Origin of the sequence: Enterococcus sp. DIV0755b (genome assembly GCF_051713765.1) — a bacterium.
In the GTDB taxonomy this organism is placed as follows: domain Bacteria; phylum Bacillota; class Bacilli; order Lactobacillales; family Enterococcaceae; genus Enterococcus_C; species Enterococcus_C canintestini.
In genome coordinates this window covers 2,533,018-2,559,411 of the sequence record NZ_JBIOQN010000001.1, presented here as the reverse complement: position 1 = coordinate 2,559,411, position 26,394 = coordinate 2,533,018, and the positions used below count along the sequence as shown (strand labels likewise).

Sequence of the window (26,394 nt, the reverse complement as noted above, 5' to 3'; positions counted from 1 at the left end):
TAGATGGAAATACGCCTGCAACTTGAAGTTGTGCCGGTCATCTAGGATATCAAAATTTTACCAGTATCCGCATCGCAGATGATAAAGCACATAGCGCCCTCGCAATCACTTGTCCCCTTGAATTCATCAAGGAGGAGATGTTTGGGAAGATAGTTGTTTTTTACATACTTCTTCAAAAAACTATCTAAGACACGTTCAACGGTTTTTGTGGAGACAAAGTAGCGTTCCGCAATATCTTTCATGAAATCTTTTTCTTCAAATCAACAGTGATTGCGAATTTTAAGTTTTGCGAAATGTAAAAATTTCTGCTACATGATAGGTTTTTACAGAAAAAGTATGATGGCATTGCGTGCAATAAAAACGCTGTTTATACAGGTGTAGATCACTCGGTACCTCCTGATACGGAAATAACGGAATAAAGCTCTCTTGATAGGCGTGACGAATAATAGAATCATGTCCACAATATTTTGGAAAGGGAATATAGGAATCTTTGATATTTAGAATTTGCTTGCTAGAATGACTTGTCATTCCATCCGTACATTTGATTATCTTCCTATGATTGGGTTTGACGATTTAATAAATTTGTAAAGTTAGAAAATTTGTAGTAAGTTAGTAGAAAAAGTAGATAATTAGTAACAGTTTTTGAATATAGTAAGTGTTTGATAATGATGTTTTTTAGATTGAGTATTATTAGTAACATAAACAACAGTGATTTTTTAGAATTAGAGGTGGTGACTGAATCATGTTATGTTTATAGTGCAATTATTCATTACGTATAATACTTTGACTCTTCAAAAAATTTTATAGTAAGTATAAGGTTAGGGACATATGAATAATGATGACTTATCCTGTATTGTGTAGAGTATCTTAACTGAGATAACTTTATTAGAATATAAAAGCAGTGCGTATAAATAAATATAAGTTGTGGTTGAAGATAGTGGCTAGTCAATTAGTATAGATTTTGGTTCGTATTATTAAAATAAGGAGTGCTTTTATACGTACCTGTACGAATTTTAATGTATGATTGATATGAACAAAACTTTGCGTAGTAACGTTCAATTAAAGTACCTATTAAATTTTTTTCATAGGGGTGAATATTTTGGGAAAGGTTTATTTAGAGAAAAATGTCTATACCGCTGCACTTGAAAGATTAGAAAAAATTTTTTCGCAAGACTTTGCTGTATACTTTTCGTTTTCTGGCGGTAAAGACAGTTCCGTAATGTTACAACTGGCAAATATAGTTGCAAAAGAGAAAAATAAGAAATTTGATGTTTTGTTCATTGATCTAGAAGGTAATTATCAATATACCATTGATCATGTAAACGATCTTAAAAATCTAAGTCAAATCAATAAATTTTATTGGGTTTGCCTACCCTTAGTTTTAAGAAATGCAGTAAGCCAATTAAGTACCCATTGGGTTTGTTGGGATAAAAGGCAGAAAGAGTTCTGGATAAGAGATATGCCTGAAAATTGCATTAACGAAGATAATTATCTTTCAAAATATGGGTGGGATTTTTTTATTAATGATATGCAATTTGAAACTTTCATTGTAGCTTTTGCAAAATGGTATCAAAAAAAGCATAGTAAACCAGTGATGTGTGGTGTTGGTATTAGGACAAATGAAAGTTTTAATCGTTTTAGAACGATTGTGTCTCTTAGAAAAGAGAAATGGCAAGATTATAATTGGACAACTCTTGTCCAAAATGACTTACACCTTCCAATTTACAATTTTTATCCAATTTATGATTGGCAAACAAGAGACATTTGGATTGCTGTTTCTCAACTTGATTTAAAATATAATCAACTTTATGAGCTTTTTTACAAATCTGGACTTTCCATTCATGAAGCAAGAATTTGTCAACCGTATGGTGATGACCAAAGAAAAGGTCTAAGTCAATTTAAAGCTATTGAACCGGAAACTTGGTCTAAACTTTTAATAAGAGTTGGTGGAGTAAATTTTGGCAATATTTATGCTAAAAGTTTAGCCCTTGGGTATATGAAGTTGGAAAAACCCAAGTATTTAACATGGCAAGAGTACACAATCTTTTTATTGGAGAGTATAGGGATTAAAAATTATGACTTAATGATTCACTATGCGAGAAAAATAGAAAGGTTTATTGAATGGTATGAAGTGAAAAAAGGGATCCCAATGCAGGATTTTGCACCGAAATACTTAGAATCTAAAAAGAAAGTAGCTTCATGGAGAAGATGTGCAAAAATGATTTTAAAAAATGATTACTATGGTAGAGGATTATCGTTTTCACAAACCAAAAGAGATGACGCAGAATTAAAGGCGATGTTAGAAAAAGATGAAACAGAGAATAAGATAATATATTTTGATGAGAGGTTAAAGGAAAATGGCAGAAGAGATTAAAATGTTAGCGTTAGAAGCAAAATTAGTTCCAATAGATGAAGTTTATGCTAACGATTATAACCCTAATATAGTTGCAGCACCTGAAATGAAATTATTGGAAACATCAATTATAGAAAATGGATTTTGTTATCCAATAGCAGTCATAAAGGATGAAAATAACATGTACTGTATTGTAGACGGCTTTCATCGTTATACAGTTGCAAAGAAGTTAAATTTAAAGGAAATACCAGTAGTTGTACTAAAACATGATATTGTTAAAAGGATAGCTGCAACTGTTCAATTTAATCGTGCGAGAGGTACCCATCAAGTGTTAGACATGTCGAAGATAGTTATAAGATTAGTTGGAGAAGGGAAGACAGATTCCGAGATTGCAGAGATGCTAGGAATGGATGGAGATGAAGTCTTTCGTTTGAAGCAACTTTCTGGTCTTAAAGAAGCTTTTAAAAATAAGGAATTTTCAAAGTCATGGGAAGAGTTTGAAAAGAAATATAAGTGGAACTAGTTAGATGTTTTTATTACTTTTTTCAATATTAAAGACACTTCAAAGGTAGAATTAGTATTTTGATGTAACGATTGGTCGAGATTAAGTATACTAGCAAGTAGTTGTCTATCAGGTGGGGAATTTTATGAACGATTAATGTTTGAGAAAGTTTGTGTAACTATATATTTGACCATAAAAGTAAAGGTTATGTTCATATGACGTCCACTAATTACTTTAAAATCAATCAATTAATTCGATCAAAAAAGTATGGAAGTATCTAACAAAGAAGTGTTTAAAGAGTGTTTAATTAAAATATGATATAAGTCTAAGTCGTGTAATAACCATCAATCTTGGACAGGTGGTTATTTCGCGGCTTTTTCATTTTCTGTTACTATAATAATTATTATTAATACTCTTGCTTACAATACTATCATTTTATGATTAAACATGTAGGTTTTCTCGTTCAGAAGTTCTGTTAGGCAATATTCTAGTGGGAAATTACCTTAGGTACATTTTGAAACTGTTTATTTGATTAGTAATACATAATTTGTTCTTGATTGATTGAATAGAGTAGTTTTAAGTAATCACATAAAACTGTAAAACTCATTTACAAGAAGGGGTAAAATTTAATAAAAAAGAAGCAGTATCAACTAATTCATTTTCAATAACTTTTCTATAAAAATTTAAATAAATCAATAGGTTTATGATACCAGTTACCGTACTGCTCAATAGCATAAGCTTTTATATTTTGAAAAATTTCAATGGTAAGGGAATTTATTTTCTCTTGTTTCAATTATTTAGGATAATAGTGTGATTTTAGTTTCTCTTAGTTATTTAAATAGTGATCTAATAGAGGATTTAAGTTACCAAGACGACTACGGCTAATAGGCTTGGATTAGCTTGTTTGTTCTCAAAGAATGGATAGCAAGACTCCTCAATGGTTTACCAGTCATTCTGGCAGTATAAAACTATACTCCGCCACAGAAAAGAGAAGATTATCCGACAATAAGGAAGTAGCTATCAGTGTAGTGGTTAGTGGGAATCATCAAAAGTGACATAAAAATAATCGTGAAGTGGTAGGGAAATCAAAAGCGACATTTTTATATCTAACTGGGGATGAATTAAGAAAACGTCTCAAAAACAATTGGCGTTTATTCTTTTGTCGAACAATTTCGTTATTTGTTGAAAAAATAACGGAGAGTAAATGAAAATCTTATTTTTTGACGATAAAACGCTTTCTTTGTAAAATGATTTTGTAAAGAAAATAAGAGATAGAAAGACAAACTATATTAAGTCAATCACAATATGAAAAGTTTGAATAACGTAATTTGGATATGGTTTGAAGGTATGACAAAGAAACCTTAGGCAGAGGAAGTTTTTGAAAAGATCAGTTAACGGTCATTTTCTGTTCCCCATAAGGTGTATTATCTTTCAGTAATTGGTAAATGATCCGCACCAGTTTTCTTACGACATGACTAATTGCGACACTGTAGTGTTTTCCTTCCGCTAGTTTTTTCTGGAAATAGACACGCATAGACGGCGACCAAATAGACATGAGCCTGGCGAACTCATGCAATGCACAGCGTAATTGTGAAGATCCTCGTTTGACCATTCGGTCAGTTTCTGTTTAATTCATTCCAGAAGTGGAGACGGATGATTCTGCACCTGCATAAGCAAGCAGCTGATTCGGTGAACGAAAATTCTTAATATCCCGAATTTCGGTAAGAATGACACTCCCTAATTTAAAACTAATGCCAGGAATCGTTAAAATAGGCGAATCAATTTCACTCATTAATCGAGCGACTTCCTTCTCTGTTTCGTCTCGCATAGTCGTAAGTTACTGAATGGTATTAATGGTTTGAAGGAGTTCAAATTCTAGCGCAGGGGAATCTTGACTAATGGTGGTTTGTGCGAGGACTTTAATCTTGATTGCCTAATCTTTTCCGAAGCGACCTTTTGAGTGTATTGAAATGAAATTCGTCAACTTCGTTAAGTGTCCATTTCCTAGCTTTCTAGTAGAAAGGTATTCTTCCAAAATCGCGTACACATGGGATTGGTGCTTTGCAGAAAAGAAGAACCCAAAGAAGAGGCTGATTTCAGAAAGCGAATATTTAAGGTGTGTATAGCTTACTTTTTTCGAGTATAATCCTCTTTTAATCTGGTTGTATGTCGAGTTAAATATTTCAATTCAATCATTTAAGAGGAAGCACTAAATGATTATTTATCAAGATTTGTTCGTAGTTTTCGAGCAATCATCATGGCGTTTTTTTATCGGTTTTGGGTTTTACGCAAGCTTTGATTCTTGGCATATTCTTTAATTAAGTACGGATTATAGCTGTAGGTTGGGGAGGTTTGCGTCCGAAGAAAGCGTAAGATATTAAAGCAATAATGATCGGTATCTTATAAGGCGCTTTGATGTCTTCACCGGTAGATTTCTTCAAATTAGCAAGTGCCATTTGAAGCTTCGTAAAGCCTTCACGGTTATTTTCGATTTGAAAGTGGTGGACAAAAATCGGTCCTTCAGGATCAACGACCGCTAAGTCATGTTTATGCTTGGCAACAGCTATTCCAACAGACAACATAAGGACCACTCCTGATCAGATAAAATTTACACTGTGCTCCACGTACTATTTGCCTATGTAACCTTGTGCTCAATCAAGCGTCACGAACAGATATCCTGCGCTAACAAAATTATTAACAATTTGACAAAGAGCTATGGCTAGAGCCCTTCACTAACAGTATTCCAAGGGAATCTAGTGGAAGTAGTACTAGTCCACAGTGCCTAACTCAATTATAGATAAAATAACAGCTAATTAAAACGGAATAGCTGATTAATTGAGTAATCTAAATATACAAGGAAGTGAGGATATTATTTTTAATGTGAGTTTATTTTTTATTAATATTAATAAGAGAGGTAGGTTTATTTTGAAGTTGATAAATGTTAGAAGGAGTGAAATTTAATGAAAAAAGTTGCCTTAGTTACTGGCGCAGGTCAAGGTATAGGTTTTGCTATAGCTAAGCGTTTATATAGAGATGGCTTTGATGTGGCATTGGTGGATTACAATGAAAATTCTGCACGAGCGGCAGCAATAGAGTTTGGTGAACATGCAATGGCTATCGAAGCGGATGTTTCGAAGCGTGACGAGATTTTCTCAGCAGTTAATAAAACGATAGAATCCTATGGAGACTTGTCAGTGATTGTAAATAATGCTGGGATAGCACCAACTACACCGATAGATTCTATTACTCCAGAACAGTTTGAAAAAGTTTATTCTGTTAATGTGGGAGGCGTCTTATGGGGAACACAAGCAGCTTCCGAAGCATTCCAAAAATTGAATCATGGTGGAAAGATCATCAACGCTTGTTCACAAGCGGGTGTTGTGGGTAATCCTAACCTGATGTTATATAGTAGTTCAAAATTTGCTGTTCGTGGTATGACCCAGATTGCTGCACGAGATTTAGCTGAATATGGTATTACTTGCAATGCTTATGCACCAGGTATTGTTAAAACACCTATGATGATGGATATTGCTCATCAAGTAGGTGTTAATGCTGGTAAAGACGATGAATGGGGAATGCGAACTTTCAGTAAAGATATCGCATTAAAACGTTTATCTGAACCTGAAGATGTTTCGGCAGTTGTTTCATTTTTAGCCAGTGATGACGCCAACTATATAACTGGACAAACGATCATAGTGGATGGCGGAATGCAGTTCCAATAAACAAAGTGGTAATAATTCAGTATGGAGCGGGAAGGCTCGAAAGTTTTTTAGGTTGGCTCTTCGTCAAATTGTTTTGATGGTGCAATTGACGAAGAGCCTATTTGTAGTTTATTTTATTGATGAATAACAGACATTAATCTATATAACTTATTAGTCAATAGCTAGAAATAATAGCGTTAAAAAACACTTTATAATTTCCCTCTAATTTTAGGATCTAACATATTTATTACAAAAGCATTTTTAGCAATTACTAGACACTGAAATATTTATTGAAGTGATCCTGTGCCACCCACACCAATAGGTTCACTCCCCTGAAACTAGTGTTTTATATACGGAAGAGTTAATTTTGTATTATTGCTCTGCAGGGCGGGGCACCTCCTGTGGTCCCAGTTTCCCGTATGCTTTTCCATGGTTATTCCGTCATGGTTTGCCCTGAAACGCGAGTTGAGACGACGTTTGTTTTAGGACTCTTTCTTTTCATAAGCTTTGTGCTATACTAATCTCGGCAATTTGCCCCAAAGAGGACGAGAAGTAGCCTACAAAATTGCTCATAAGGAGCTATTACTTCCACTTGTAATATTCTTACCGGTACATGGCTGAAGAAGAATAGGATTTTTAAAAGGCCTGTTTGTTATGCTCATCATGACCGAGATATGAGATATCAATGCTAGTATCAATATTCTGACCGAAGGTCTAAGATTACATTCTATGGGATTGGTTTAGATCCAATCATCAAGAACCGTAGGAACTACGGGGATCGCTTGGTAAACAAGAGAGACCGCTGTTAGTGAAGAAATACGCTTGCAAGTATGCTCTATCCCCAAGAAGCTCCCACTTCAAGCGTTAAGAACCGTTAGGTTTAGCTAAGTGGTGAGTAATTCATTTACGTATGAAAAATGGTACTAGAAGTGGATAGATGGACGAATTAGAACTAGGCTGGGTTCAATCAGTTGATGATCAAAGACACATTCTCTTCTAGGAGAAAGTAAGGAATTACCTTTTATAATAACGATAGGGTTAATCTTACGTTTCCATTAGAATATCTGATATTAAAAATAGTTAAAGAATGGCTGTAAAAACTCTTGAATATTATTCCACAATTAGTTAGCAAACTTGGTTATAAGTTTACTTTTTCATCTAAATAAGGTTTTGATTTTGAACAATCTTTTTTGGGGGAAACCTGACTATACAACGGGCTTTCCTGTATTAGAAATAAATGCTTCAAGCTGTTAATTGTGGCAATTGTTTTATCAATTGTTAAGGGAGTTCCACCTAGCTTGGGAATCCTCCCATGGTTCTTTTTTCCAAATTCTACCATAAAATCTATTCCACATGATATTCTAGTAGGGAGCGTGATCATCTACCTACTCCTGTTTATAATAATTGATAGCCGTTATAAAGATTGATGACTAGCACGAGGAGAATCACCATCTGGAAAATAATAGTCACTTTTTGTGGGGAAAGAATGGTGCTGGCCCATGCCCCTAGCAAACCGCCAACAATAGCGGCCGGAATCACAAACCATAAAATTTTTAAGTCATAGAGCCCAAATCCGGTGATCCCAGCGATTGTAACAATTTTCGCTAATTGTGAGAAAAAAATCGTACAAATCGAATAGACGGTTGCTTCTTTGATTGGTAAAGCGAACATTAACATTAGCAAGGAAACATTGATTGGTCCACCGCCGATTCCTAGCAGGCTTGCTAGAAAACCAAGGACTAGGCCACAGAAGCAATACCAGAAGTCTTTTTTCAGTTGGAATCCGGGCCAGTCATATTTGGTATAAAAGAAAGCAAACAACAACATCACGACAGTCAAAAAAATCTGTACCATCTGTACTTGATCTTCATTCTGGAAAAGCAACAGTAGCTGATCAAAAACGACATTGCCCAATATACCGCCTAAGATAGCTCCTCCTGAAACCCAAAGGACGATTTGCCAATTGATTTTACGTCCGCTAGCCAACTGTCTTGCGGTAGAAACTAACGACATGGTAAAAACGGCTACGGTAGAATAAAAAGAGATGGCCGCAACAGAATGGGCACCGATAAAATCAAAAATGGGCTTGATTAGGACCCCGCCTCCCATTCCTGAGACGGAACCGATCGTATTCGCTAACACAATTACAATAAAATAAATGACCCCAATCATACATTCACCTCCTCGTAAAATATTATTTGTCTAATGATCTTTCTACAGGATACTTCTAACTTGTAAAATTTATTGAATAACCTATTCCTTGCGGAATTTGTTTCGATATTGTGTGATTTCTCAGAGTACAATGGATGTATGGAAAAGATCCAACGGGAATTTGCTACTCCCTCCTGTAGCTTTGTCTACCTAGAGAAGTCTGTTACCCGAACCACTGTTATCACTACCAACTCATTAGCTGTTTCGATAATGGACTAGACTTTCAAATAGTAGTTTGGAAGGCAGCTTCTAGCTCTGTTATCACCGTATTCTATTAGGCGAGGTTGTGGCTACACAGTGAGATTCTGGGAAATCCCACAGTATCGAAGCATTTTCCAAAATTTAAAACGAAAGGAGGTCCTTCTTCCATGAAATTATTTGTCGGTATTGACGTTAGCTCTGAAAAATTAGATGTTTGTTTCCTGACGGATGACGATCAATTATCTATCTTGTCTGAAATCTCTGTTGCTAATGACATTGAAGGAGCTACATTAACTCGAGAAATGATTTTTGAGTTCAACGAGAAATATCACTTTACTCAAATTGTGATTGGCATGGCATCAACGTCCATGTACAGCTTCCATCCTTCGATGTTTTTTCACGAAGATAAGGAGCTGAAAAAACTCAATGCACTTGTAACGATTGAAAATCCTTTTCGGATTAAACAATTCAGTCGCATGTTTGATGAGGATAAGACCGACCGAAACGATGCATTAAGAATTGCTGATTTCTTACGTATACAGCGGTTCACAACTTCTCCTATCAAAGAAGAGAAGTACATGTCCTTGCAGCGTTTAACACGCACTCGCTATCAACTCATTAAGCAATTGACTCGTACAAAACAACACTTTCTGAAAAATCTAACGTATAAATGTAATACACTTGCTCGAGAAATGCGCGACGAATCAACCAGCCTTTTTAGTGCTACAGTCATTTCCCTCATGACAGATGACTATACATTAGATGAATTAGCTGAGCTTCCTTTGGAAGCGTTCTGTGACTTACTCCAAGAAAAAGGTAGAGGACGCTTTAAAGAACCAGAGAAAATTGCTAAAGCGATTCAACGTGCAATTACCATGAGTTATCGTTTAGGTGACCTTGCACAAGAGTCTATCAATGTTGTCTTAAGTGTTCTTGTACGCGAAATACGTGCGCTTGAAAAGAACATCAAAGACTTAGATAAAGCAATTGAACAGCTCGTTGTCGTCATTCCAGAATATCAATGCTTAACTAGTATTCTAGGCATTGGGAAAGTTTATGCTGCCGGTTTGATTGCTGAAATTGGAAAAATCGAAAGATTTGAAGATCAGACAAAATTAGCGAAGTACGCTGGATTAAGTTGGAAAGTGAAACAATCTAGAAATTATCAATCACAAAACACACTTCTGACAAAGCAAAGGAATCGATATTTTAGATACTACTTAGTTGAAGTTGCCAACTCAGTAAAAAACTAATCTTTCCGAATATAAAGCTTTTTATCAAAGTAAATATAAAGAGGTTCCCAAGCATCAACACAAACGAGCACTCGTCTTAACCGCAAGAAAATTTACGCGTCTGGTGGATACGATACCACGTAACCATCAACTCTATACGCCACCAAGGAGCGTGATAGATAAATAACATCTTGTTATTGACGCAAACCCTTGAAACAACCCGAAAAAAATTTGATTTTTGTCGGGTCTAGTTAAGTGTGCTTCAAATAGGTTACTCAATAAAAAATGCTCAATTTTCATTTTTACTTATTACCATTAGACTGTAACAATCCTAAAATCCGATTAATCTGTGGCATAAACTCTTGCAGAAGCTGCTGATAGCCACAACGTCCTTTACTATCTACATAGATGGCATCTTTCATCCGTTTGCAGCCACCACGACACATCGTTTGAAACGGACAATTTAGACATTTTTTAGATATTTTGGGTCGTTCACACATAAACGCTTTTGTAACATCTTGTTCAAATAACTGTCGTAAGGTCTGCTCTTGAATATACCCCATTCGATGCTCATCCAACACGTAAAAATCACAGGGATAAACACTGCCGTCTGCTTCAATCACATACTGCACTTGACAGTTTCCTAAGATTCCACATGCGGTTACTTGTTGCTTGACAAATAGATTCAAAAGGTCATCAAAAAGTCTGATACTCACATAATGTCCTGCTGCTAATTCTTGCATCCATAACTGCAAAAGCTGGTGGTAAAAACCAGCAAAACGTTTTGGTGTAAGGACATAGCTATTTTTTTCTTTTGCATCTAAATCATCCAAACAAGGGATAAATTGAACAAACTTGATTTGTTGTTCTTTTAGAAAGCGAAAGACTTTCTTGGCCTCTTTAGCCAACGGGTTCGTTAAAACACAAAGCACATTGTAATCAATCTCATATTGATCAAATAGCTGTTTTGTTTGTAGCACCCGATGAAAAGAGCCCTTTCCTTTTGGATCAACTCGATGTAGATCATGGTAAAGTGGATGGCCATCAATTGAGAGACCAACTAAAAAATCATGTTCTTTTAAAAAAGCACACCATTTCTCATTAATCATAGTCCCATTTGTTTGAATAGCGTAATGGACCTGTACCCGCTTTTGCTGTTGATCTACTAGCTGGGTTACTTTCCTAAAATAATTGAGGCCCGCTATCGTTGGTTCTCCGCCTTGAAACGCTAATGTCAACTGATCTCCATCTTCTAAGTCTACATAAATATTTTTAATCATTTTCTCTGTCACTTCATCTTTCATTTTGCCAAAAGAGCGGACTTCCCGCAAGGAACTGACATTAGCATAAAAGCAGTAGCTACAGCGAAGATTGCAGAGGGAAGATGCTGGTTTAATCAATACTGAAATATGTTTCATAATGAAGACCTCGATTCCTGAAAAATTAGTAATTAGCTGCTACTTTTTTATTCGCAACATCAAGACGGTTAACAAGATAAAGAGAAGTGATTATTTAATTAGACATTAATTGAATTTTAAAAAAGTCCCATTTTTTATAACTTTCGACATATTCTATAGGTTTATTGCTGTCGGATAATGTAGATAGTCTTTTTTGAAAAACAACTGGTTCAGACTTATCCATTTCTAAACGCTCAGATATACTATTAGGAGTAGGAAATAAAATTTCATTTGTTTCTACAAAATACTCTTCGCTTAAATCGATACCATAATCCAACTTCAAACGTCGATAGATAGAACTGTAATAATCCATTTCCGGATAATTTGGGTTTATATATTGCTCTGGTAAATATGATTTTTGATAAATGTAAGGTGTTTCATCAACTTCCCTAATTCGTTCGATTTGGTAGTAATATGAATTAGTGGGTAATTGTAACGTATCTAATATTTGTTTTTTATTTTTCCGCATAATGGAAAATACGTGTACTTTGTCGCAATCGAATGAAAATATTTCTATATCAGAAAACTTTACTAATTTTTCTTTTCTTGCACGAGAAATAAAAGTTCCCTTCCCTTGATAACGTACTATATAGCCCTCATTAACTAATTCTTTTAGTGCGCGAATTGCTGTTATAGAGCTTACGTTATATTTTTTAATGATTTCAGCTTCTGAATAGAATCGATCGCCATTATGAAATTCACCGTTGACAATTTGTTGTTTTAAGTCATTTTTAATTTCTAAATACATTGGTTTTATCATGAATATCTCCTTATGTTTGTATTAACGAGCAGCTCTTGCGAGATTTCTCTTACTATGCAATTAGAATACGTATTGTGAATTGATATTCCTTCTTACCGTACTGATGTCATGAGGTAATAGTCACAACTTTATTGATTGATAATTCATTTGATAGCTCAATAGACGCTTCACTTCAGTAAGGACGACACACAGAAAAAGAATCAAGTAGAGCTTACCGCAAATATAATTATACAATGAAATTGTATTATAACAATTGAGCAAGCGCCAATATGTTAAGGCATTTAAACATACTAAATGATAGGCCATAAAAAAACAACTATTAACTAATTACTGGGGGCTAAAATTTAGTATTTTATTTATAGTAACATATTTTATAAAAAATGTTGACTTTTAATAGGCATATTAATATACTTAGTATATTAATGAAATTGAGGTGAAGGTGAATGGGAACTTTTGAAATAAAAAAAGAATTTCTTTTAAATGGGCAACCTTTTAAAATTTTATCTGGGGCAATTCATTATTTTCGAATTCATCCATATGATTGGGAGCACTCTCTGTATAATTTAAAAGCACTAGGGTTTAACACAGTAGAAACGTATGTTCCTTGGAATTTACACGAGCCCCAAAAAGGAGAGTTTCATTTTGAGGATAGATTAGATTTAGAGAAATTTTTGACGTTAGCTCAAAATTTAGGGTTGTACGCAATTGTGCGACCTTCCCCATATATTTGTGCCGAATGGGAGTTTGGGGGATTTCCTGCTTGGCTACTCCGTGAACCAATTTCTATCCGAAGGAATGAAAACGCTTATTTGAGACATGTGGCGGATTACTATGATATTTTGATGAAAAAGATTGTTCCTCATCAACTAGATAACGGTGGCAATATTTTAATGATTCAAATTGAAAATGAATATGGTTCTTTTGGGGAGGAAAAAGCATATTTGCGCGCGATACGAGATTTGATGATTGATCGCGGAGTGACAGTTCCTTTTTTTACGTCAGATGGTCCGTGGCGAGCTACTTTACGCGCTGGAAGTATGATTGAGGAAGATATTTTAGTCACTGGTAATTTTGGTTCTAAGGCGAGAGAAAACTTTGGTTCTATGAAGCAGTTTTTTGAAGAGCATAATAAGAACTGGCCGTTGATGTGTATGGAATTTTGGGATGGTTGGTTCAACCGTTGGAAAGAACCAATTATTCAACGAGATCCACAAGAATTAGCTGAAGCGGTAAAAGAAGTATTGGAACAAGGGAGTATTAATTTATACATGTTTCATGGAGGAACAAATTTTGGGTTTATGAATGGTTGTTCCGCGCGAGGAGTTATTGATTTGCCACAAATCACTTCTTATGATTATGGAGCACCGTTAGATGAACAGGGAAATCCAACGGAAAAATATTTTGCGTTGCGCAAAATGATTCACGAAAATTATCCTGAGATCAAGCAATTGGACCCCTTAATTAAACCAACAATTGAAAAGAGAAATATCCCTTTGGCAAACAAGGTAAGCCTTTTCGCAACTTTGGCTACGATAAGTCAACCTGTGGAATCAAAATATCCAAAGACGATGGAATCGTTGGGGCAAAATACTGGTTATTTACTCTATCGAACAATGATTGAAAGAGATGCGAATAAAGAACGATTACGTGTAATTGATGGACGAGATCGTTGTCAATTGTTTCTTAACCAAAATTTACAAGCTACTCAGTATCAAACAGAAATAGGTGAGGATATACAAGTTAGTATGACCGAACATGTCAATCAACTTGATATATTGATTGAAAATATGGGACGTGTCAATTATGGACATAAGCTCTTTGCAGAAACTCAAAAAAAGGGTATTAGAAGAGGTGTAATGGCAGATTTACATTTTATTACAGATTGGCAACAATATTCTCTGCCGTTGGAAGATTGTAAAACTGTTGATTATTCAAAAGACTGGCAACCAATGCAACCAAGTTTCTATCGGTATGAATTTAATCTGGATGAAGTAGGGGATTGTTTTATTGATTTAAGTAAATTTGGTAAAGGGGTGGTATTTGTTAATCAGACCAATATTGGTCGTTTTTGGGAAGTAGGACCAACGCTTTCTCTGTACATTCCTAGTGGGTTTCTAAACGTCGGTAGGAATGAAATTGTTATTTTCGAGACAGAAGGGACCTATCAACCAGAAATAAACTTAGTAAAAGCACCAGTATATAAAGAAATAAGAGAGGGATAGATCATGAGTATTATCGGGGTAAGAATTGACGGACGTTTAATTCACGGACAAGTAGCTAATTTGTGGGCAACAAAATTGAATATTTCTCGAATTATGGTTGTGGATGATGAAGTGGCTCAAAATGATATTGAAAAAAGCGGGTTGAAATTGGCAACCCCGGCCGGGGTAAAACTAAGCGTTTTACCTATTGAAAAAGCTGCGCAAAATATTTTGGCTGGTAAATATGACTCTCAGCGTTTACTGATTGTTGCGCGGAAACCAGACAGATTATTAAAATTGATAGAGTTAGGAGTTCCAATAAAAGAGATTAATGTAGGGAACATGTCTCAAACTTCTGAGACGCGATCGATTACGAAGTCGATTAATGTTGTGGACCAGGATGTAGAAGTTTTTAAACAATTGAATGACAGAGGCGTTCATTTAATTGCACAAATGGTCCCAAGTGATAAAGCAGACGACTTTATGTCGTTGTTAATTAAATAAAAAAGATATAGGAGGAGAAAAAATGGATATTCTATGGTGGCAGGTCTTATTATTATCTTTATACGCAGGATATCAAATTTTAGATGAACTGCAAATTTACTCTTCAATGAGTGCTCCTGTTTTTGCGGGCCTTTTTTCTGGTTTGGTAATGGGAGATGTTGTAACAGGTTTATACATTGGTGGTAGTTTGCAGTTAATGGTATTAGGTGTAGGGACTTTTGGTGGAGCTTCTAAAATTGATGCTAACTCTGGAGCGATTTTAGCAACAGCATTTTCTGTAGCTCTTGGAATGGATCCGAAGCAAGCTGTAGCTGCGATAGCGGTTCCAGTAGCTAGTTTAATGATTCAATTAGATGTTTTGGCACGTTTTGCTAATACGTTTTTTGCGCATCGCATTGATAAAAATGTAGAAGATATGGATTATAAAGCAATCGGTCGAAATTTCTTATTAGGGGCGCTACCTTGGAGCTTATCTAGATTAGTGCCGGTGTTCTTAGCTCTAGCATTCGGCGGAGGAGTTGTAGAGAAGGTAGTAACTATTTTAAATGGAGATTTAAAATGGTTGGGAGATGGATTATCTGTAGCAGGGGCTGTTTTACCAGCTGTAGGTTTTGCAATTTTATTAAGATATTTGCCAGTTAAAAAACATTTTCCTTATTTAATTTTAGGATTTACTATAACGGCACTGCTAACCACAGTGTTTAGCAATATTCAGTTGTTAGGAACTAGTGTAGCTACTGTTGTAAAAGATTTTCAGGGTGTGTTTAATGGCTTACCAATGTTAGGGGTTGCTTTGATTGGTTTTGCTTTTGCTGCAATTAGCTATAAGAATAGTTCAAATAACACGAGTACTCAGAGCCAAAATATTACTAAATCTGAAAGCGGAACTTTAGAGGAAGGAGAAATTGACGATGACGAAATCTAACTATAAGTTAACTAAAAAGGATTTTAAACAAATTAATAGAAGAAATTTATTTAATTTTCAATTAGGTTGGAATTATGAACGAATGCAGGGATCGGGATATTTATACACAATTCTTCCACAGTTACGGAAAATTTATGGGGACAATACACCAGAATTAAAGCAAGCGATGAAGACCCATACACAGTTCTTTAATACATCTAATTTCTTTAACACAATAATTACAGGAATTGACTTGGCTATTGAGGAAAGGGAGGGAATTAAAGCAATTGATACAGTTTCGGGGTTAAAAGCTGGATTAATGGGACCATTCGCTTCTATTGGAGATTCTATTTTTGGAGCATTGATCCCTACTATATTTGGTGCCTTAGCTGCGAATATGGCAATCAATGGCAACCCAACTGGAATCTTTATCTGGATTGTTGCGCAAATGGCGGTGAATGTTTTTCGTTGGAAACAGTTGGAATTTGCATACAAAGAAGGCATATCGTTGGTTACAACAATGCAACACCGACTAACAGCGCTAACTGATGCTGCAACATTGATGGGGGTATTTATGGTGGGAGCTTTAGCTGCTACTATGGTCAATGTAAAATTTGCTTGGGTACCTAATTTTGGGGATGTTACTGTAGATATGCAAAATAATTTGGATATGATTTTACCAAGATTATTACCAGCTGGAATTGTAGGAGCAATTTATTGGATGTTAGGGAAAAAGAATATGACTTCTACAAAAGCAATTCTAATTGTATTGGTAGTTTGTGTTGCTTTATCTGCCTTAGGAATTATATCTAAATAAACGGGAGTAATAGTATAATGAAACATAATTTAGTATTAATAAGTCATGGAAAATTTTGTGAAGAATTAAAAAATAGCGCTGAGATGATTATGGGACAACAGGATAATATTTTTACAGTCTCTTTATTACCTTCAGAAGGGCCAGAAGATTTTCGAAAAAAATTTTTTGATACTATCGAAGGGTTAAGTGAATATGTCGTTTTTGCAGATTTAATGGGCGGAACACCATGTAATATTATTTCAAAAGAGATAATTTCTGGCAAGGATATTCCGCTATATGCAGGAATGAATCTGCCAATGGTTATTAGTTTCATTAATGGGGAGCTAATTAATGCGGAAAGTGATTTCGTAGTTGATGGAAAGAACGGTATTTGTGATGTAGGAAAGGTAATTATTGAAGATTTGGAAAATGAAGATGACTAGAAAAGTCACCTAGAATTCTTATCTTTTGATTTTTGTAATTTACTTTCTCATAAAAGATAAGGTTATCGTCAATTGTATTGTGTGACGTTGATCTTATCTTTTTAGCTCTTTGTTAATAGGGACTGATAAGTTGCGCAAAACGAAGCTGGAAGTTAAGGATCAATTCTGATTCATCTACCTCATAATTATAGACCCGATAAGTGTTTCGTCTTATGAGTGAATGAACAAAGCTAACTAAAGATAAGTTTATCTATGTGATATATCAAAAATGGGAGAGGGATAGAATGATAAGGAAACGTTTTAAAATGCATAAAAAGGGTAAATTGGGGGCTATAGCTCCTATTTTTTTAATAGGTTGTACAGCGACAGTTTTCTCAGTAAATAATCAAGTTGCTAGAGCATCAGAACAACTAGCAACGAATCAAACAGTAATAGAAAATTCCAATGAGGATAGCACTATTTCAGACGATGAAAAGACTAAAACATCAACAGTAGATGAATCATCTGGTATAACAGAAGGTAGCCCAGTGGCAGATGCTGTAGTAATAGAAAGCTCCGATGGGGACCATATATCAACTAATGAATCTAAAGATATACCTTCGTCAATGGATGAAATATCAGGACAGCCAGCAACGAACCAAACAGCAATAGAAAATTCCAATGAGGATAGCACTATTTCAGACGATGAAAAGACTAAAACATCAACAGTAGATGAATCATCTGGTATAACAGAAGGTAGCCCAGTGGCAGATGCTGTAGTAATAGAAAATTCCAATGGGGATAGCACTATTTCAGATAGTGAAAGCACGGAAAAGAAAGAATGGGTTTCTTTTTCAGAAATTCCTGGCACAGTAGTAGTTAATGAAGTGGGAGGAATTCGTTATAATACATTATCATCTACTTTTGAAAATGATAATGGGGAAAAGATGGCTTTATTTGAAAAAGAGGGGTTACAGGTTGATGATACAGGGAATGCTACAGTAAATTTGTCTTTTGTAGAGTTATCTGAACCAGGAGAAGGTCGGTTTGGGGTTTTATTGAAATATGGACAACCAAATTATATAATGGTTGGGTATGATAGAGAAGGATGGTTCTGGCAATACAAATCTGCAGTTGATTCTGCTTGGATGACAACTAAACGTTCTGTGTCAGCACCAACGAAGGGCTCAAAAAATGAATTAATGATTAGTCTAAAAAAAGATGGCCAGCTAAACGCGAGTGTTAACGGCGAAAATCTTTTTGATACTTATAATATACCTAAAAATGTGATGGACACTTTAAAAGAAAATAAAATAATTGCTTTAAAGTTGGGCACATTTGGGAACGAAATAACGAAAGTGGATATAAAAACGGATAATCAATCAAATGTTGCCACTTCGAACATATCTAAGGAAAAGGAATTGGGAATTACTGTAGATGATTCTAAAATCACTTATAACACGATAAAAACGGATCAGATAGAAGCAGTGATTGATGTTCAATTCCCTAGAGTAAAAGAGTATCATGTTGGGAAGGATATTCTTCCAGGGCAAGTCTACCCTCTTGATATTGTCAAAATCAATGGAATTGATGTGGCTCCTATAACTTCTTTTGAAAAAATCAATGATTCTACAGCAGTATATAAGATGAAATTGAAAAATTTGGAACATTTAATTAATGCAGAAATAGAAGTTCAACTTCAAGTTGTAAATAATGAACTGCATTTTGAGGTTGTTAAAGTTATCAATTACAATAAAATTGTTATGGGGGAAATAATAGATGATACAAGAAAATTAATTGAAACAATTGAGTTTCCGGGTAATTATTTAGTTTCTGTGTCTAGTAAAGATGACAAAGCTGCTTTTGATGGTGCCAGAATGTCTACTAATACTCATAAAAGAGGGGATGTTCATATTAATGTTACAAATCCAATGGAGGACATTCCGCCGATAGGATTCATGTATGGATTTGTATCTAATAATAAATTAGCAGCGGGTGTTTGGTCTAATTCTCAGTGGAGTTATGGTGGTGGAGCAAATGATTATACTCGACTAACAATTGATAAGGTAACAATTAACGGTGAGAATTATCTTGGAATATCAAGTGCCCCATTTATTTATCAAAGGCATTATAAGGGTCAAGTTTATGATGAGCGTACAATTGAGCTACCTAATGCTAAAGTGATCATTACAAGAGATTTAAATGAGGATGAAGTAGTAGACTGGCAAGATGGTGCTATTGCTTACAGACAAATCATGCATTCTGCCAAGGGTTCGGAGGACGTTCCTGACTTGGTTGCGTATCGTATTGCTATGAACTTTGGCTCACAAGCTCAGAATCCCTTTTTAACTACCCTCGATGGTATTAAAAAGATTAGCTTGCATACTGATGGGCTTGGACAGTCAATTTTGTTAAAAGGATATGGGAGTGAAGGACATGATTCTGGACATTTAAATTATGCTGATATTGGAAAAAGGATAGGTGGTGCAGAAGACTTTAAAAAACTTATAGAATTATCTGAAAAATATGGGGCACGGTTAGGAATTCACGTTAATGCCTCCGAAACATATCCAGAATCCAAGTATTTTAATCCAGAACGTTTAAAAAAGAATTCTGATGGAGCATATAGCTATGGTTGGAATTGGTTGGACCAAGGGATTAATATTGATGCTTCGTATGATTTGGGACATGGTAGATTCAAGCGATTCCAAGATTTAAAAGAAGTTCTTGGAGAAGGTCTTGATTTTGTATATGTAGACGTATGGGGAAATGGTCAATCAGGAGATAATAGTGCGTGGGCTACTCATCAATTGGCAAGGGAATTAAACGATAATGGATGGAGAGCAGCTTTTGAATGGGGATATGCTGGAGAGTATGATTCTACATTTCAGCATTGGGCAGCCGATTTAACTTATGGCGGCTATTCATTAAAGGGAATTAACTCTAATATTGTACGTTTTATTCGTAATCACGAAAAAGATTCATGGATTGGAGATTATCCTTCTTATGGTGGGGCAGCAAATAATCCACTTCTTGGTGGATATGATATGAAAGATTTTGAAGGATGGCAAGGGCGTAGTGATTATGCTGGGTATATAAAAACGTTGTTTAAGAGTAATCTTCCAACAAAATTTATTCAACATTTTCAAGTGACAAATTGGGAAAATGGAACGCCTGTGTTTATGGAGGATAATGGTGAAAGTTACGAATGGATTCCTGAATTGGAAATAAAACTAAAAGATGAAGAAGATAGAAGGTTAGTTATTTCTAGAAAGTCTAATGATGTGCGCGATGTTGGTTATAGAGAACGTATAATGACGCTAGATGGTCGCAAAATCTATGATGGCTCTGCATATCTTATTCCGTGGGATTGGGCGAGTGATGGCAGTAAATTATCTAAGAATGACCAAAAACTTTATTATTATAATACCACAACAGGTAGTACTACATGGGAGTTACCAAGTGACTGGTTGGTAAATAAAGTCTATCTGTATAAATTGACAGATCTTGGGAAAACAGATGAAACTATTGTAGAGGTTGTGGATGGTAAGATTACGATTGATGTAAGTATAGAGACTCCGTATGTAATTTATCGTACACCGCATAGTAATGAAAAAGTAGTTTGGTCAGAAGGTATGCATATAGTTGACCAAGGATTTAACAGTGGCACATTGAGAGATTGGAATATAAAAGGCGAAAGGGATAAAGCTGAGATTGTTCGTTCGCAAGGAGATAATCCGATGTTGAGGATTATGAATAATAATAAAAAAGTGAGTTTGACTCAAAAATTAAGTGGGCTGAAGCCAAATACTAATTATGCTGTATACGTTGGAGTAGACAATCGTAGCGATTCAATTGCAGAAATTTCTGTGGATACAGGAGAAAAGACGTTTAGTAATGCAACGGGTCGTTCTATTGCTTTAAACTTTGTTAAAGCTTATGCTCATAATACTTTAAAAAATAATGCAACGATTAATGACCTTAGTTTTTTCCAAAATATGTATATTTATTTTACAACTGGAGAAAATGTAGAGAATGTAATGTTGATTCTCTCAAGAGATGCAGGAGAAGAAGCAACTTATTTTGATGATATTCGAATTTTTGAAAATAATTCTATAATGTTTAATGGCTCACACGACAGTGAGAAGGGAATATTTAAACAGGATTTTGAAAATGTTCCACAAGGAATCTATCCTTTTGTAATAGGTGGAGTTGAAGGTGTAAGTGATAATCGAACCCATCTTTCAGAAAAAAATCCTCCTTATACCCAACGAGGATGGAATGGGAAAAAAATATCTGATGTTATTGAGGGCAATTGGTCACTTAAGACAAATGGATTGGTAGCTCGTAATAAACTTCTTTATCAAACTGTTCCACATAATTTCCGATTTGAACCGGGAAAAGTTTATCGAGTAAGTTTTGATTATGAAACTGGTTCAGATGATACGTATGCATTTGTTATAGGGAATGGTCAATATCAAAATGATCCTTCTGAATTAACAATGTATCCTTTGAAAAATACTTGGACCAATAGTGAAAAACCGGGAAAAGCAAGTTATTATGTAACGGGTAGTGAAAATGGAAATACATGGATTGGTGTATTTTCTACAGCAGCAGCAGCCAATACACATGGGGTTAAGGGGAATGCAGCTAATTTTGGCGGATATCTTGATTTTGTGATGGATAATTTGGTTGTGGAAGAAGTTAAGGTGACACCGGCTACTAAACTGGAATTTGCTGTTGAAGAATTCCTGCCATTTGATGATTCTTTATTCACGAAGGAAACTTCAGATAGATATAAAGAAGCATTGGGTAGAATTTTAACGGCTGACCCACGCGTGTTAACCTTAGATGAAGTAAATAAACTAATAGAGGACATAAGAAAGAAAAAAGAAGAACTGGTTCTTAAAAAACTCTATATAGATAAAAGTGATATTGACAGTATGGGAGCGAATGAACAACCTGGGAAGGGAATAGAATTGGCTTTTGATGGCGATACCAATACAAATTGGCACAGTAAATATGACGATATAGCAATTGATAAACCTGTAAAAATTGACTTAAAAGTTCCCACAAGTATTAAGGGATTTGTATATGTTCCTCGTCTATCTGGAAAAAATGGGCGTGTTAAATCAGGTGTATTAGAAGTAACAGATATATCAGGAGAATTCATTACGTTTGAATTTTCTGAATGGGGAAATGATAGTAACGAAAAAAGTATACTATTTGAACAGCCGATTGAGGTTACGTCAATTAACTTTATAGCAAAAGAGTCTTATGGGGATATTCCAAATAAATTTGTTTCTGCTGCAGAATTGAAATTCATGTTACAGACAGAAGAAAGTGTAGAACCTGATAGAACGATTTTGATAGATAATATATTATCAGTTGGAAAGAAAATGGGAGAAAACAATAATGAGGTCAAGTCTATTATTTCAGAGTTCAATCTTTATGACAAATATAATTTAATAACGAAAAATATATTAATAACCTTAGTAAATAGGTTGAATAGCTTGATTGATGATCCCAAAACACCGATAGAGAAAAAGATAAACGATTTTGAAGGCGATCCTAAAAAAGTTAGAAAATTATCGCAGGACGTTCAGCGATTCAATAATAAATATCAATCTATGCCCATAATCACAAAATCCGACAAAAAGAAAGTAAGTAAGGGCGAGACACTACATGATGATTTCGAAGATGATTTTTCTGAAAAAGTTAGAAAATTATCGAGGGATAATCAGCAATCCAACAATAGGTACCAATTACTTCCAAAAACAGGAGAAGTTTCTAATAAGGGATGGCTTGGTGGTCTTCTATTATTTTTTTCCTTAATAATTACAATGATTGGTTGTAAGGGTTGGAGTAAGAGGGGAAATAAATTCTAGCTTATAAATTTTATTGAGTAAGTTCCAATTTTGCCTATAGCAAACCGCTCATAGGGACAATAAAGGCTTCTTTGAATCTAAACTTTGTAAAGGGAGATAGTGAACATAGCGAGAACGTCCATTTGGCTCTAGGTTAATAGTTTATTGTTGAAAATCAAATTGAATGGCTCTTCGTTAATGAGTGTTGGTGAAGAATTTCAACAGAATAAAGGCTCTTTGTCAAATAGGACGGATAGAGTGATATACGAACATCTAAGGTAGAATTGATTTTCTGCTTTAGATGTTTTTTTATTAATGACTTTAGTCAGTTGAAATCTCTAAAGAGATTTCAACAAAAAAACACTCGTACTGCGCGTGGAGGTCAGAGCTTTAGCGATAAAAACTCCTTTCGATATAATAGATAAAGGCTACCAACCGTTATCAAGTCGAAAGGAGTTTTTGAATGGCGAACGACGATAAAAGTTTAGCACATACTCGTTGGAATTGTAAGTATCATCTTGTGTCCACACTAAAATATAGAAGAAAAGTAATATATGGTCAATTGAGGCGAGATATAGGGAAATACTAAGAAAATGGTGTGAGATGAAAGAAGTCGAAATCATTGAAGCGCATGCAATGCCCGACCATATCCATATGTTGGTAAGAATTCCACCAAAGTTGAGTGTATCAGGTTTTATGGGTTTCTTAAAAGGAAGAAGTGCAGTAATCATTCATGAATGTCATGCGAATTTAAAATACAATTATGGAAATCGATCCTTTTGGTCAAAAGGCTATTATGTGAGCACTGTAGGACTGAACCAAAAAACGATAGCTAAGTATATACGAGAACAAGAAGCAGAAGATCGAGTAAGGGATAGTATAAACAAAAGAGAGTATAAAGATCCATTTAGGAAGTAACAACTAGATAAGAATAGAAAGGTAGCGGTTGGCGGTCTCTAAAAAAGCTCTCTTAAAGGGAGCAGCAGGTAACGAGCCCTTCTAGGGCTATTTACTTGGGAATCCGCCCAAATGTATTGCTTGAGCGGATTCTTTTTTATGTCTTTGGCTCTAGTGGTGGAGTATGCGAACCAAAAACACCTGATATGAGAGTAGAATAATAAAAAGTCCTACTAAAAAACTCCTTAATCGCGTTAAAATGTAGTTAGTTAGGCCATATAATAACGGAAAGAAGAGATTCAAATGGTTCATAAGTAGTAGCTCTGCTTATACAAAGCAGGGACGTAAATATCCTATTACATTCACTCCAAAGTATAGAAGAAAGATCATTTATAATCAATATAGAGCTGATTTGCAAGAAATAATCAAGCGCCTATGTAGAGCTACAAAGGAGTGAAATAATTGAAGACAATGTAATGCCAGATCATATATATATTGCTAAGTATTCCGCCCAAAATAAGTGTTTCGAGTCTCATGAGAGATCTAAAAGGGGAAAGCATCATGATGATATTCGACAAACATGCAAATTTGAAAGATAGGTTTAGAAACCGCCATTTTGAGGCACAGGGACATTGTGTAAGCACATGTGGTCTTAAGAAGCGACAATAAAGGAATATAATCAAAGGGTGATGTGGTTTTAATAAACTGAGTGTTCCAAAATACAGTGACCCTTTTAATTTAAGGGTTAAAAAGTAGGATAATTTCCTCTTAAAAGGAAGTGAAAGTGATAAAACCAGCACCTTGAGGTACTGACTAGTAGTAGAGGCTTATAGCCTCAGTGCAAACTACCCTCCAAAAGGTGTTTATGATTTATGATAAAAGTCTTGGAAACACTAGACGATAAACAAAAAGGAATCCTGTTAAAAGCTAATGAACTCTATAAAAATCATTTGGAAAACACCGTTCATTTTATTGATGATGAAATAAGCGAAATACAGTTTACTCGTTCAGAATTTATACAGTGATGAACGCAGTAAAACAGAGAGGTATCGATTGTGCCAGCGTAAAGGATATGTCAAGAATAGGCAGAGATTACCTCAGAGTCAGTCAATGTATGAAATATTAAGGCAAAAAAGGAATAAGACGGATTGCCAACAACGTAGATAGTTTTTACAAAGCCAATGATTTTACTCTCTTTAGAGACATTATGAACGAGTGATGTGTAAGAGACATCTCAAGGGAAATCAATTCTTTATTCAACTAAAAGGAGAGAGCGAAAGTCACATAGGGAGAACTCCACCTTATGTAACATATTAAAGATAGTCCGACACTCTGTACAGAAAAAGAAGTTTTTTGTAGTTCTAACCCTATTTTAAAAGATTTAACAGGTAACATTCGGATCTTTATCTTGTGAGTGTCATTATTGACAATCTAGCCGTCCGTTAATTATATGAAGATACCTTTCCTTTTTCCAGAGAGTTATTTTTTGAAAAAGTTAAGTTTTTAGCTGCTAAGCCAAGTAGTTTTCTAGTAGGAAGTACAGGGAACTATCTTTTTTGAAATAAATAATAAAAGTGAACAAACTTTAAAATTAGGGTTGACTAAAAATCACTTTTTGTATACCATATAACTGTGAGAATCATTATCATTTAGAAGGAGAAAACTATGTTAAAAGCAGAAAAGCTTAGTGTTAGTTATAATAATTTTTTGGCATTAAAAGAGATTTCTATAGAAATACAAGAAGGCACTTTAACGGGAATTATTGGTCCAAATGGAGCTGGGAAGTCTACGTTGCTTAAAGCAATGCTAAATATTGTCCCTCATCAGGGGAAGGTGTACGTTAATAATGAAGATATCAGTAAAAATTTAGCAAAGATTGCGTATGTAGAGCAAAAAGCAGATATTGATTTTACCTTTCCAATAAAAGTAAAAGAATGTGTATCCATGGGAACCTATGCTGAATTGAAAGTTTTCCAACGAATTAAAAATTCAGAATGGGAAAGAGTTTTTAAGGCTTTGGAAAAGGTCAATATGGAAGAATACTCTAATCATCAAATAGGAGAATTGTCTGGGGGGCAATTTCAACGTGTACTTTTAGCAAGATGCCTTGCTCAAAATGCAGATTTCATATTTTTAGATGAACCATTTGTAGGGATAGACTTAATTAGTGAGAGAATTATTATGGACACTTTAAAAGAATTGAAACATCAGGGGAAAACAGTGTTAATTGTGCATCATGATTTGAGTAAGGTGAAGAAATATTTTGATAATATTGTACTTTTAAATCAAAAATTAATTGCTCATGGGAGTGTAGAATCTGTATTTAATGAAGTGAATTTAAAAGAGGCCTATGGGGATACTATATTTATTGGAGAGGGGATATAAT

At 34.9% G+C, this 26,394-nt stretch carries 17 protein-coding genes and 3 pseudogenes; 13 read left to right on the top strand and 7 right to left on the bottom strand.

The features are described from left to right. Positions 1-41: 41 nt before the first annotated feature. Positions 42-242, bottom strand: coding sequence for a hypothetical protein (locus IGI65_RS12325; RefSeq protein ID WP_267559056.1), 201 nt, complete (start codon positions 240-242; stop codon positions 42-44). 857 nt (positions 243-1,099) lie between these two features. Between IGI65_RS12325 and IGI65_RS12320 the strand changes: the two genes are divergently transcribed. After that, the gene (locus IGI65_RS12320) at positions 1,100-2,374 is read left to right on the top strand and encodes a DUF3440 domain-containing protein (protein WP_071865580.1); all 1,275 of its coding nucleotides are present in this window, start codon (positions 1,100-1,102) and stop codon (positions 2,372-2,374) included. Next, positions 2,358-2,876 carry a ParB N-terminal domain-containing protein gene (locus tag IGI65_RS12315; protein WP_438774232.1) on the top strand — a complete coding sequence of 173 codons (519 nt, stop codon included), beginning with the start codon at positions 2,358-2,360 and terminating at the stop codon, positions 2,874-2,876. Before IGI65_RS12320 ends, IGI65_RS12315 begins: the two co-directional genes overlap by 17 nt. A gap of 1,606 nt (positions 2,877-4,482) precedes the next feature. Here IGI65_RS12315 and IGI65_RS12310 read toward each other — a convergent pair. Further along, positions 4,483-4,647 carry a transposase gene (locus IGI65_RS12310; protein WP_412257015.1) on the bottom strand — a complete coding sequence of 55 codons (165 nt, stop codon included), beginning with the start codon at positions 4,645-4,647 and terminating at the stop codon, positions 4,483-4,485. A 526-nt stretch (positions 4,648-5,173) separates the two neighbouring features. Beyond that, complete coding sequence (locus tag IGI65_RS12305; protein WP_249024189.1) at positions 5,174-5,437, bottom strand: IS110 family transposase; 264 nt, start codon at positions 5,435-5,437, stop codon at positions 5,174-5,176. 378 nt (positions 5,438-5,815) lie between these two features. Here IGI65_RS12305 and IGI65_RS12300 point away from each other — a divergent pair, with 378 nt between their 5' ends. Further along, a complete protein-coding gene (locus IGI65_RS12300; protein ID WP_010746352.1) occupies positions 5,816-6,577 on the top strand; it encodes a (S)-acetoin forming diacetyl reductase in 762 nt (253 codons plus the stop codon). A 1,117-nt stretch (positions 6,578-7,694) separates the two neighbouring features. Here the strand turns inward: IGI65_RS12300 and IGI65_RS12295 are convergent. Together IGI65_RS12295 and IGI65_RS12290 are read right to left on the bottom strand one after the other, a co-directional pair. Next, on the bottom strand, positions 7,695-7,937 hold the full coding sequence (locus IGI65_RS12295; protein ID WP_071865582.1) for a hypothetical protein: 243 nt from the start codon (positions 7,935-7,937) through the stop codon (positions 7,695-7,697). A gap of 14 nt (positions 7,938-7,951) precedes the next feature. Continuing rightward, complete coding sequence (locus IGI65_RS12290; RefSeq protein WP_010746350.1) at positions 7,952-8,728, bottom strand: sulfite exporter TauE/SafE family protein; 777 nt, start codon at positions 8,726-8,728, stop codon at positions 7,952-7,954. Positions 8,729-9,135: 407 nt separating this feature from the next. Here IGI65_RS12290 and IGI65_RS12285 point away from each other — a divergent pair. Further along, a pseudogene (locus tag IGI65_RS12285) lies at positions 9,136-10,387 on the top strand (IS110 family transposase). A 115-nt stretch (positions 10,388-10,502) separates the two neighbouring features. On the opposite strand, the gene IGI65_RS12280 reads toward IGI65_RS12285, so the two are convergent. Both IGI65_RS12280 and IGI65_RS12275 read right to left on the bottom strand, forming a co-directional pair. Next, positions 10,503-11,618 carry an SPASM domain-containing protein gene (locus tag IGI65_RS12280; protein ID WP_438774231.1) on the bottom strand — a complete coding sequence of 372 codons (1,116 nt, stop codon included), beginning with the start codon at positions 11,616-11,618 and terminating at the stop codon, positions 10,503-10,505. Between the two features lie 94 nt (positions 11,619-11,712). Next, entirely contained in the window at positions 11,713-12,417 is a 705-nt protein-coding gene (locus IGI65_RS12275) for a GntR family transcriptional regulator (protein ID WP_071865584.1), read from the bottom strand. 443 nt (positions 12,418-12,860) lie between these two features. On the opposite strand from IGI65_RS12275, the gene IGI65_RS12270 reads away from it, so the two are divergent. From IGI65_RS12270 to IGI65_RS12230, 9 genes and pseudogenes are all read left to right on the top strand, one after another. Beyond that, entirely contained in the window at positions 12,861-14,639 is a 1,779-nt protein-coding gene (locus IGI65_RS12270) for a glycoside hydrolase family 35 protein (protein WP_438774230.1), read from the top strand. 3 nt (positions 14,640-14,642) lie between these two features. After that, entirely contained in the window at positions 14,643-15,122 is a 480-nt protein-coding gene (locus IGI65_RS12265) for a PTS system mannose/fructose/N-acetylgalactosamine-transporter subunit IIB (protein WP_438774229.1), read from the top strand. 22 nt (positions 15,123-15,144) lie between these two features. Next, positions 15,145-16,047, top strand: a complete 903-nt coding sequence (locus IGI65_RS12260) for a PTS mannose/fructose/sorbose/N-acetylgalactosamine transporter subunit IIC (RefSeq protein ID WP_438774228.1) — start codon at positions 15,145-15,147, stop codon at positions 16,045-16,047. After that, positions 16,034-16,843, top strand: coding sequence for a PTS system mannose/fructose/sorbose family transporter subunit IID (locus IGI65_RS12255; protein ID WP_071865802.1), 810 nt, complete (start codon positions 16,034-16,036; stop codon positions 16,841-16,843). Before IGI65_RS12260 ends, IGI65_RS12255 begins: the two co-directional genes overlap by 14 nt. A gap of 17 nt (positions 16,844-16,860) precedes the next feature. Continuing rightward, a complete protein-coding gene (locus tag IGI65_RS12250) occupies positions 16,861-17,265 on the top strand; it encodes a PTS sugar transporter subunit IIA (RefSeq protein WP_010746313.1) in 405 nt (134 codons plus the stop codon). A gap of 284 nt (positions 17,266-17,549) precedes the next feature. Further along, positions 17,550-23,132, top strand: a complete 5,583-nt coding sequence (locus IGI65_RS12245) for an endo-alpha-N-acetylgalactosaminidase family protein (protein ID WP_438774227.1) — start codon at positions 17,550-17,552, stop codon at positions 23,130-23,132. A gap of 442 nt (positions 23,133-23,574) precedes the next feature. Then, positions 23,575-24,029 (top strand): annotated as a pseudogene (tnpA, locus tag IGI65_RS12240) (IS200/IS605 family transposase). A 289-nt stretch (positions 24,030-24,318) separates the two neighbouring features. Then, positions 24,319-24,764, top strand: a pseudogene (tnpA, locus tag IGI65_RS12235) (IS200/IS605 family transposase). Between the two features lie 909 nt (positions 24,765-25,673). Next, positions 25,674-26,393 (top strand): metal ABC transporter ATP-binding protein, encoded by a 720-nt coding sequence (locus IGI65_RS12230; RefSeq protein ID WP_071865676.1) that lies wholly within the window; start codon positions 25,674-25,676, stop codon positions 26,391-26,393. Position 26,394 lies beyond the last annotated feature (1 nt).

Bases quoted from the DNA above. Each gene is read 5' to 3' on its own strand.
- IGI65_RS12250 (WP_010746313.1), top strand. From the start codon at position 16,861: ATGAAACATAATTTAGTATTAATAAGTCATGGAAAATTTTGTGAAGAA.
- IGI65_RS12310 (WP_412257015.1), bottom strand. From the start codon at position 4,647: ATGAGTGAAATTGATTCGCCTATTTTAACGATTCCTGGCATTAGTTTT.
- IGI65_RS12280 (WP_438774231.1), bottom strand. From the start codon at position 11,618: ATGAAACATATTTCAGTATTGATTAAACCAGCATCTTCCCTCTGCAAT.
- IGI65_RS12230 (WP_071865676.1), top strand. From the start codon at position 25,674: ATGTTAAAAGCAGAAAAGCTTAGTGTTAGTTATAATAATTTTTTGGCA.
- IGI65_RS12255 (WP_071865802.1), top strand. From the start codon at position 16,034: ATGACGAAATCTAACTATAAGTTAACTAAAAAGGATTTTAAACAAATT.
- IGI65_RS12325 (WP_267559056.1), bottom strand. From the start codon at position 242: ATGAAAGATATTGCGGAACGCTACTTTGTCTCCACAAAAACCGTTGAA.
- IGI65_RS12290 (WP_010746350.1), bottom strand. From the start codon at position 8,728: ATGATTGGGGTCATTTATTTTATTGTAATTGTGTTAGCGAATACGATC.
- IGI65_RS12275 (WP_071865584.1), bottom strand. From the start codon at position 12,417: ATGATAAAACCAATGTATTTAGAAATTAAAAATGACTTAAAACAACAA.
- IGI65_RS12260 (WP_438774228.1), top strand. From the start codon at position 15,145: ATGGATATTCTATGGTGGCAGGTCTTATTATTATCTTTATACGCAGGA.
- IGI65_RS12295 (WP_071865582.1), bottom strand. From the start codon at position 7,937: ATGATCACGCTCCCTACTAGAATATCATGTGGAATAGATTTTATGGTA.
- IGI65_RS12300 (WP_010746352.1), top strand. From the start codon at position 5,816: ATGAAAAAAGTTGCCTTAGTTACTGGCGCAGGTCAAGGTATAGGTTTT.
- IGI65_RS12305 (WP_249024189.1), bottom strand. From the start codon at position 5,437: ATGTTGTCTGTTGGAATAGCTGTTGCCAAGCATAAACATGACTTAGCG.
- IGI65_RS12245 (WP_438774227.1), top strand. From the start codon at position 17,550: ATGATAAGGAAACGTTTTAAAATGCATAAAAAGGGTAAATTGGGGGCT.
- IGI65_RS12270 (WP_438774230.1), top strand. From the start codon at position 12,861: ATGGGAACTTTTGAAATAAAAAAAGAATTTCTTTTAAATGGGCAACCT.
- IGI65_RS12315 (WP_438774232.1), top strand. From the start codon at position 2,358: ATGGCAGAAGAGATTAAAATGTTAGCGTTAGAAGCAAAATTAGTTCCA.
- IGI65_RS12265 (WP_438774229.1), top strand. From the start codon at position 14,643: ATGAGTATTATCGGGGTAAGAATTGACGGACGTTTAATTCACGGACAA.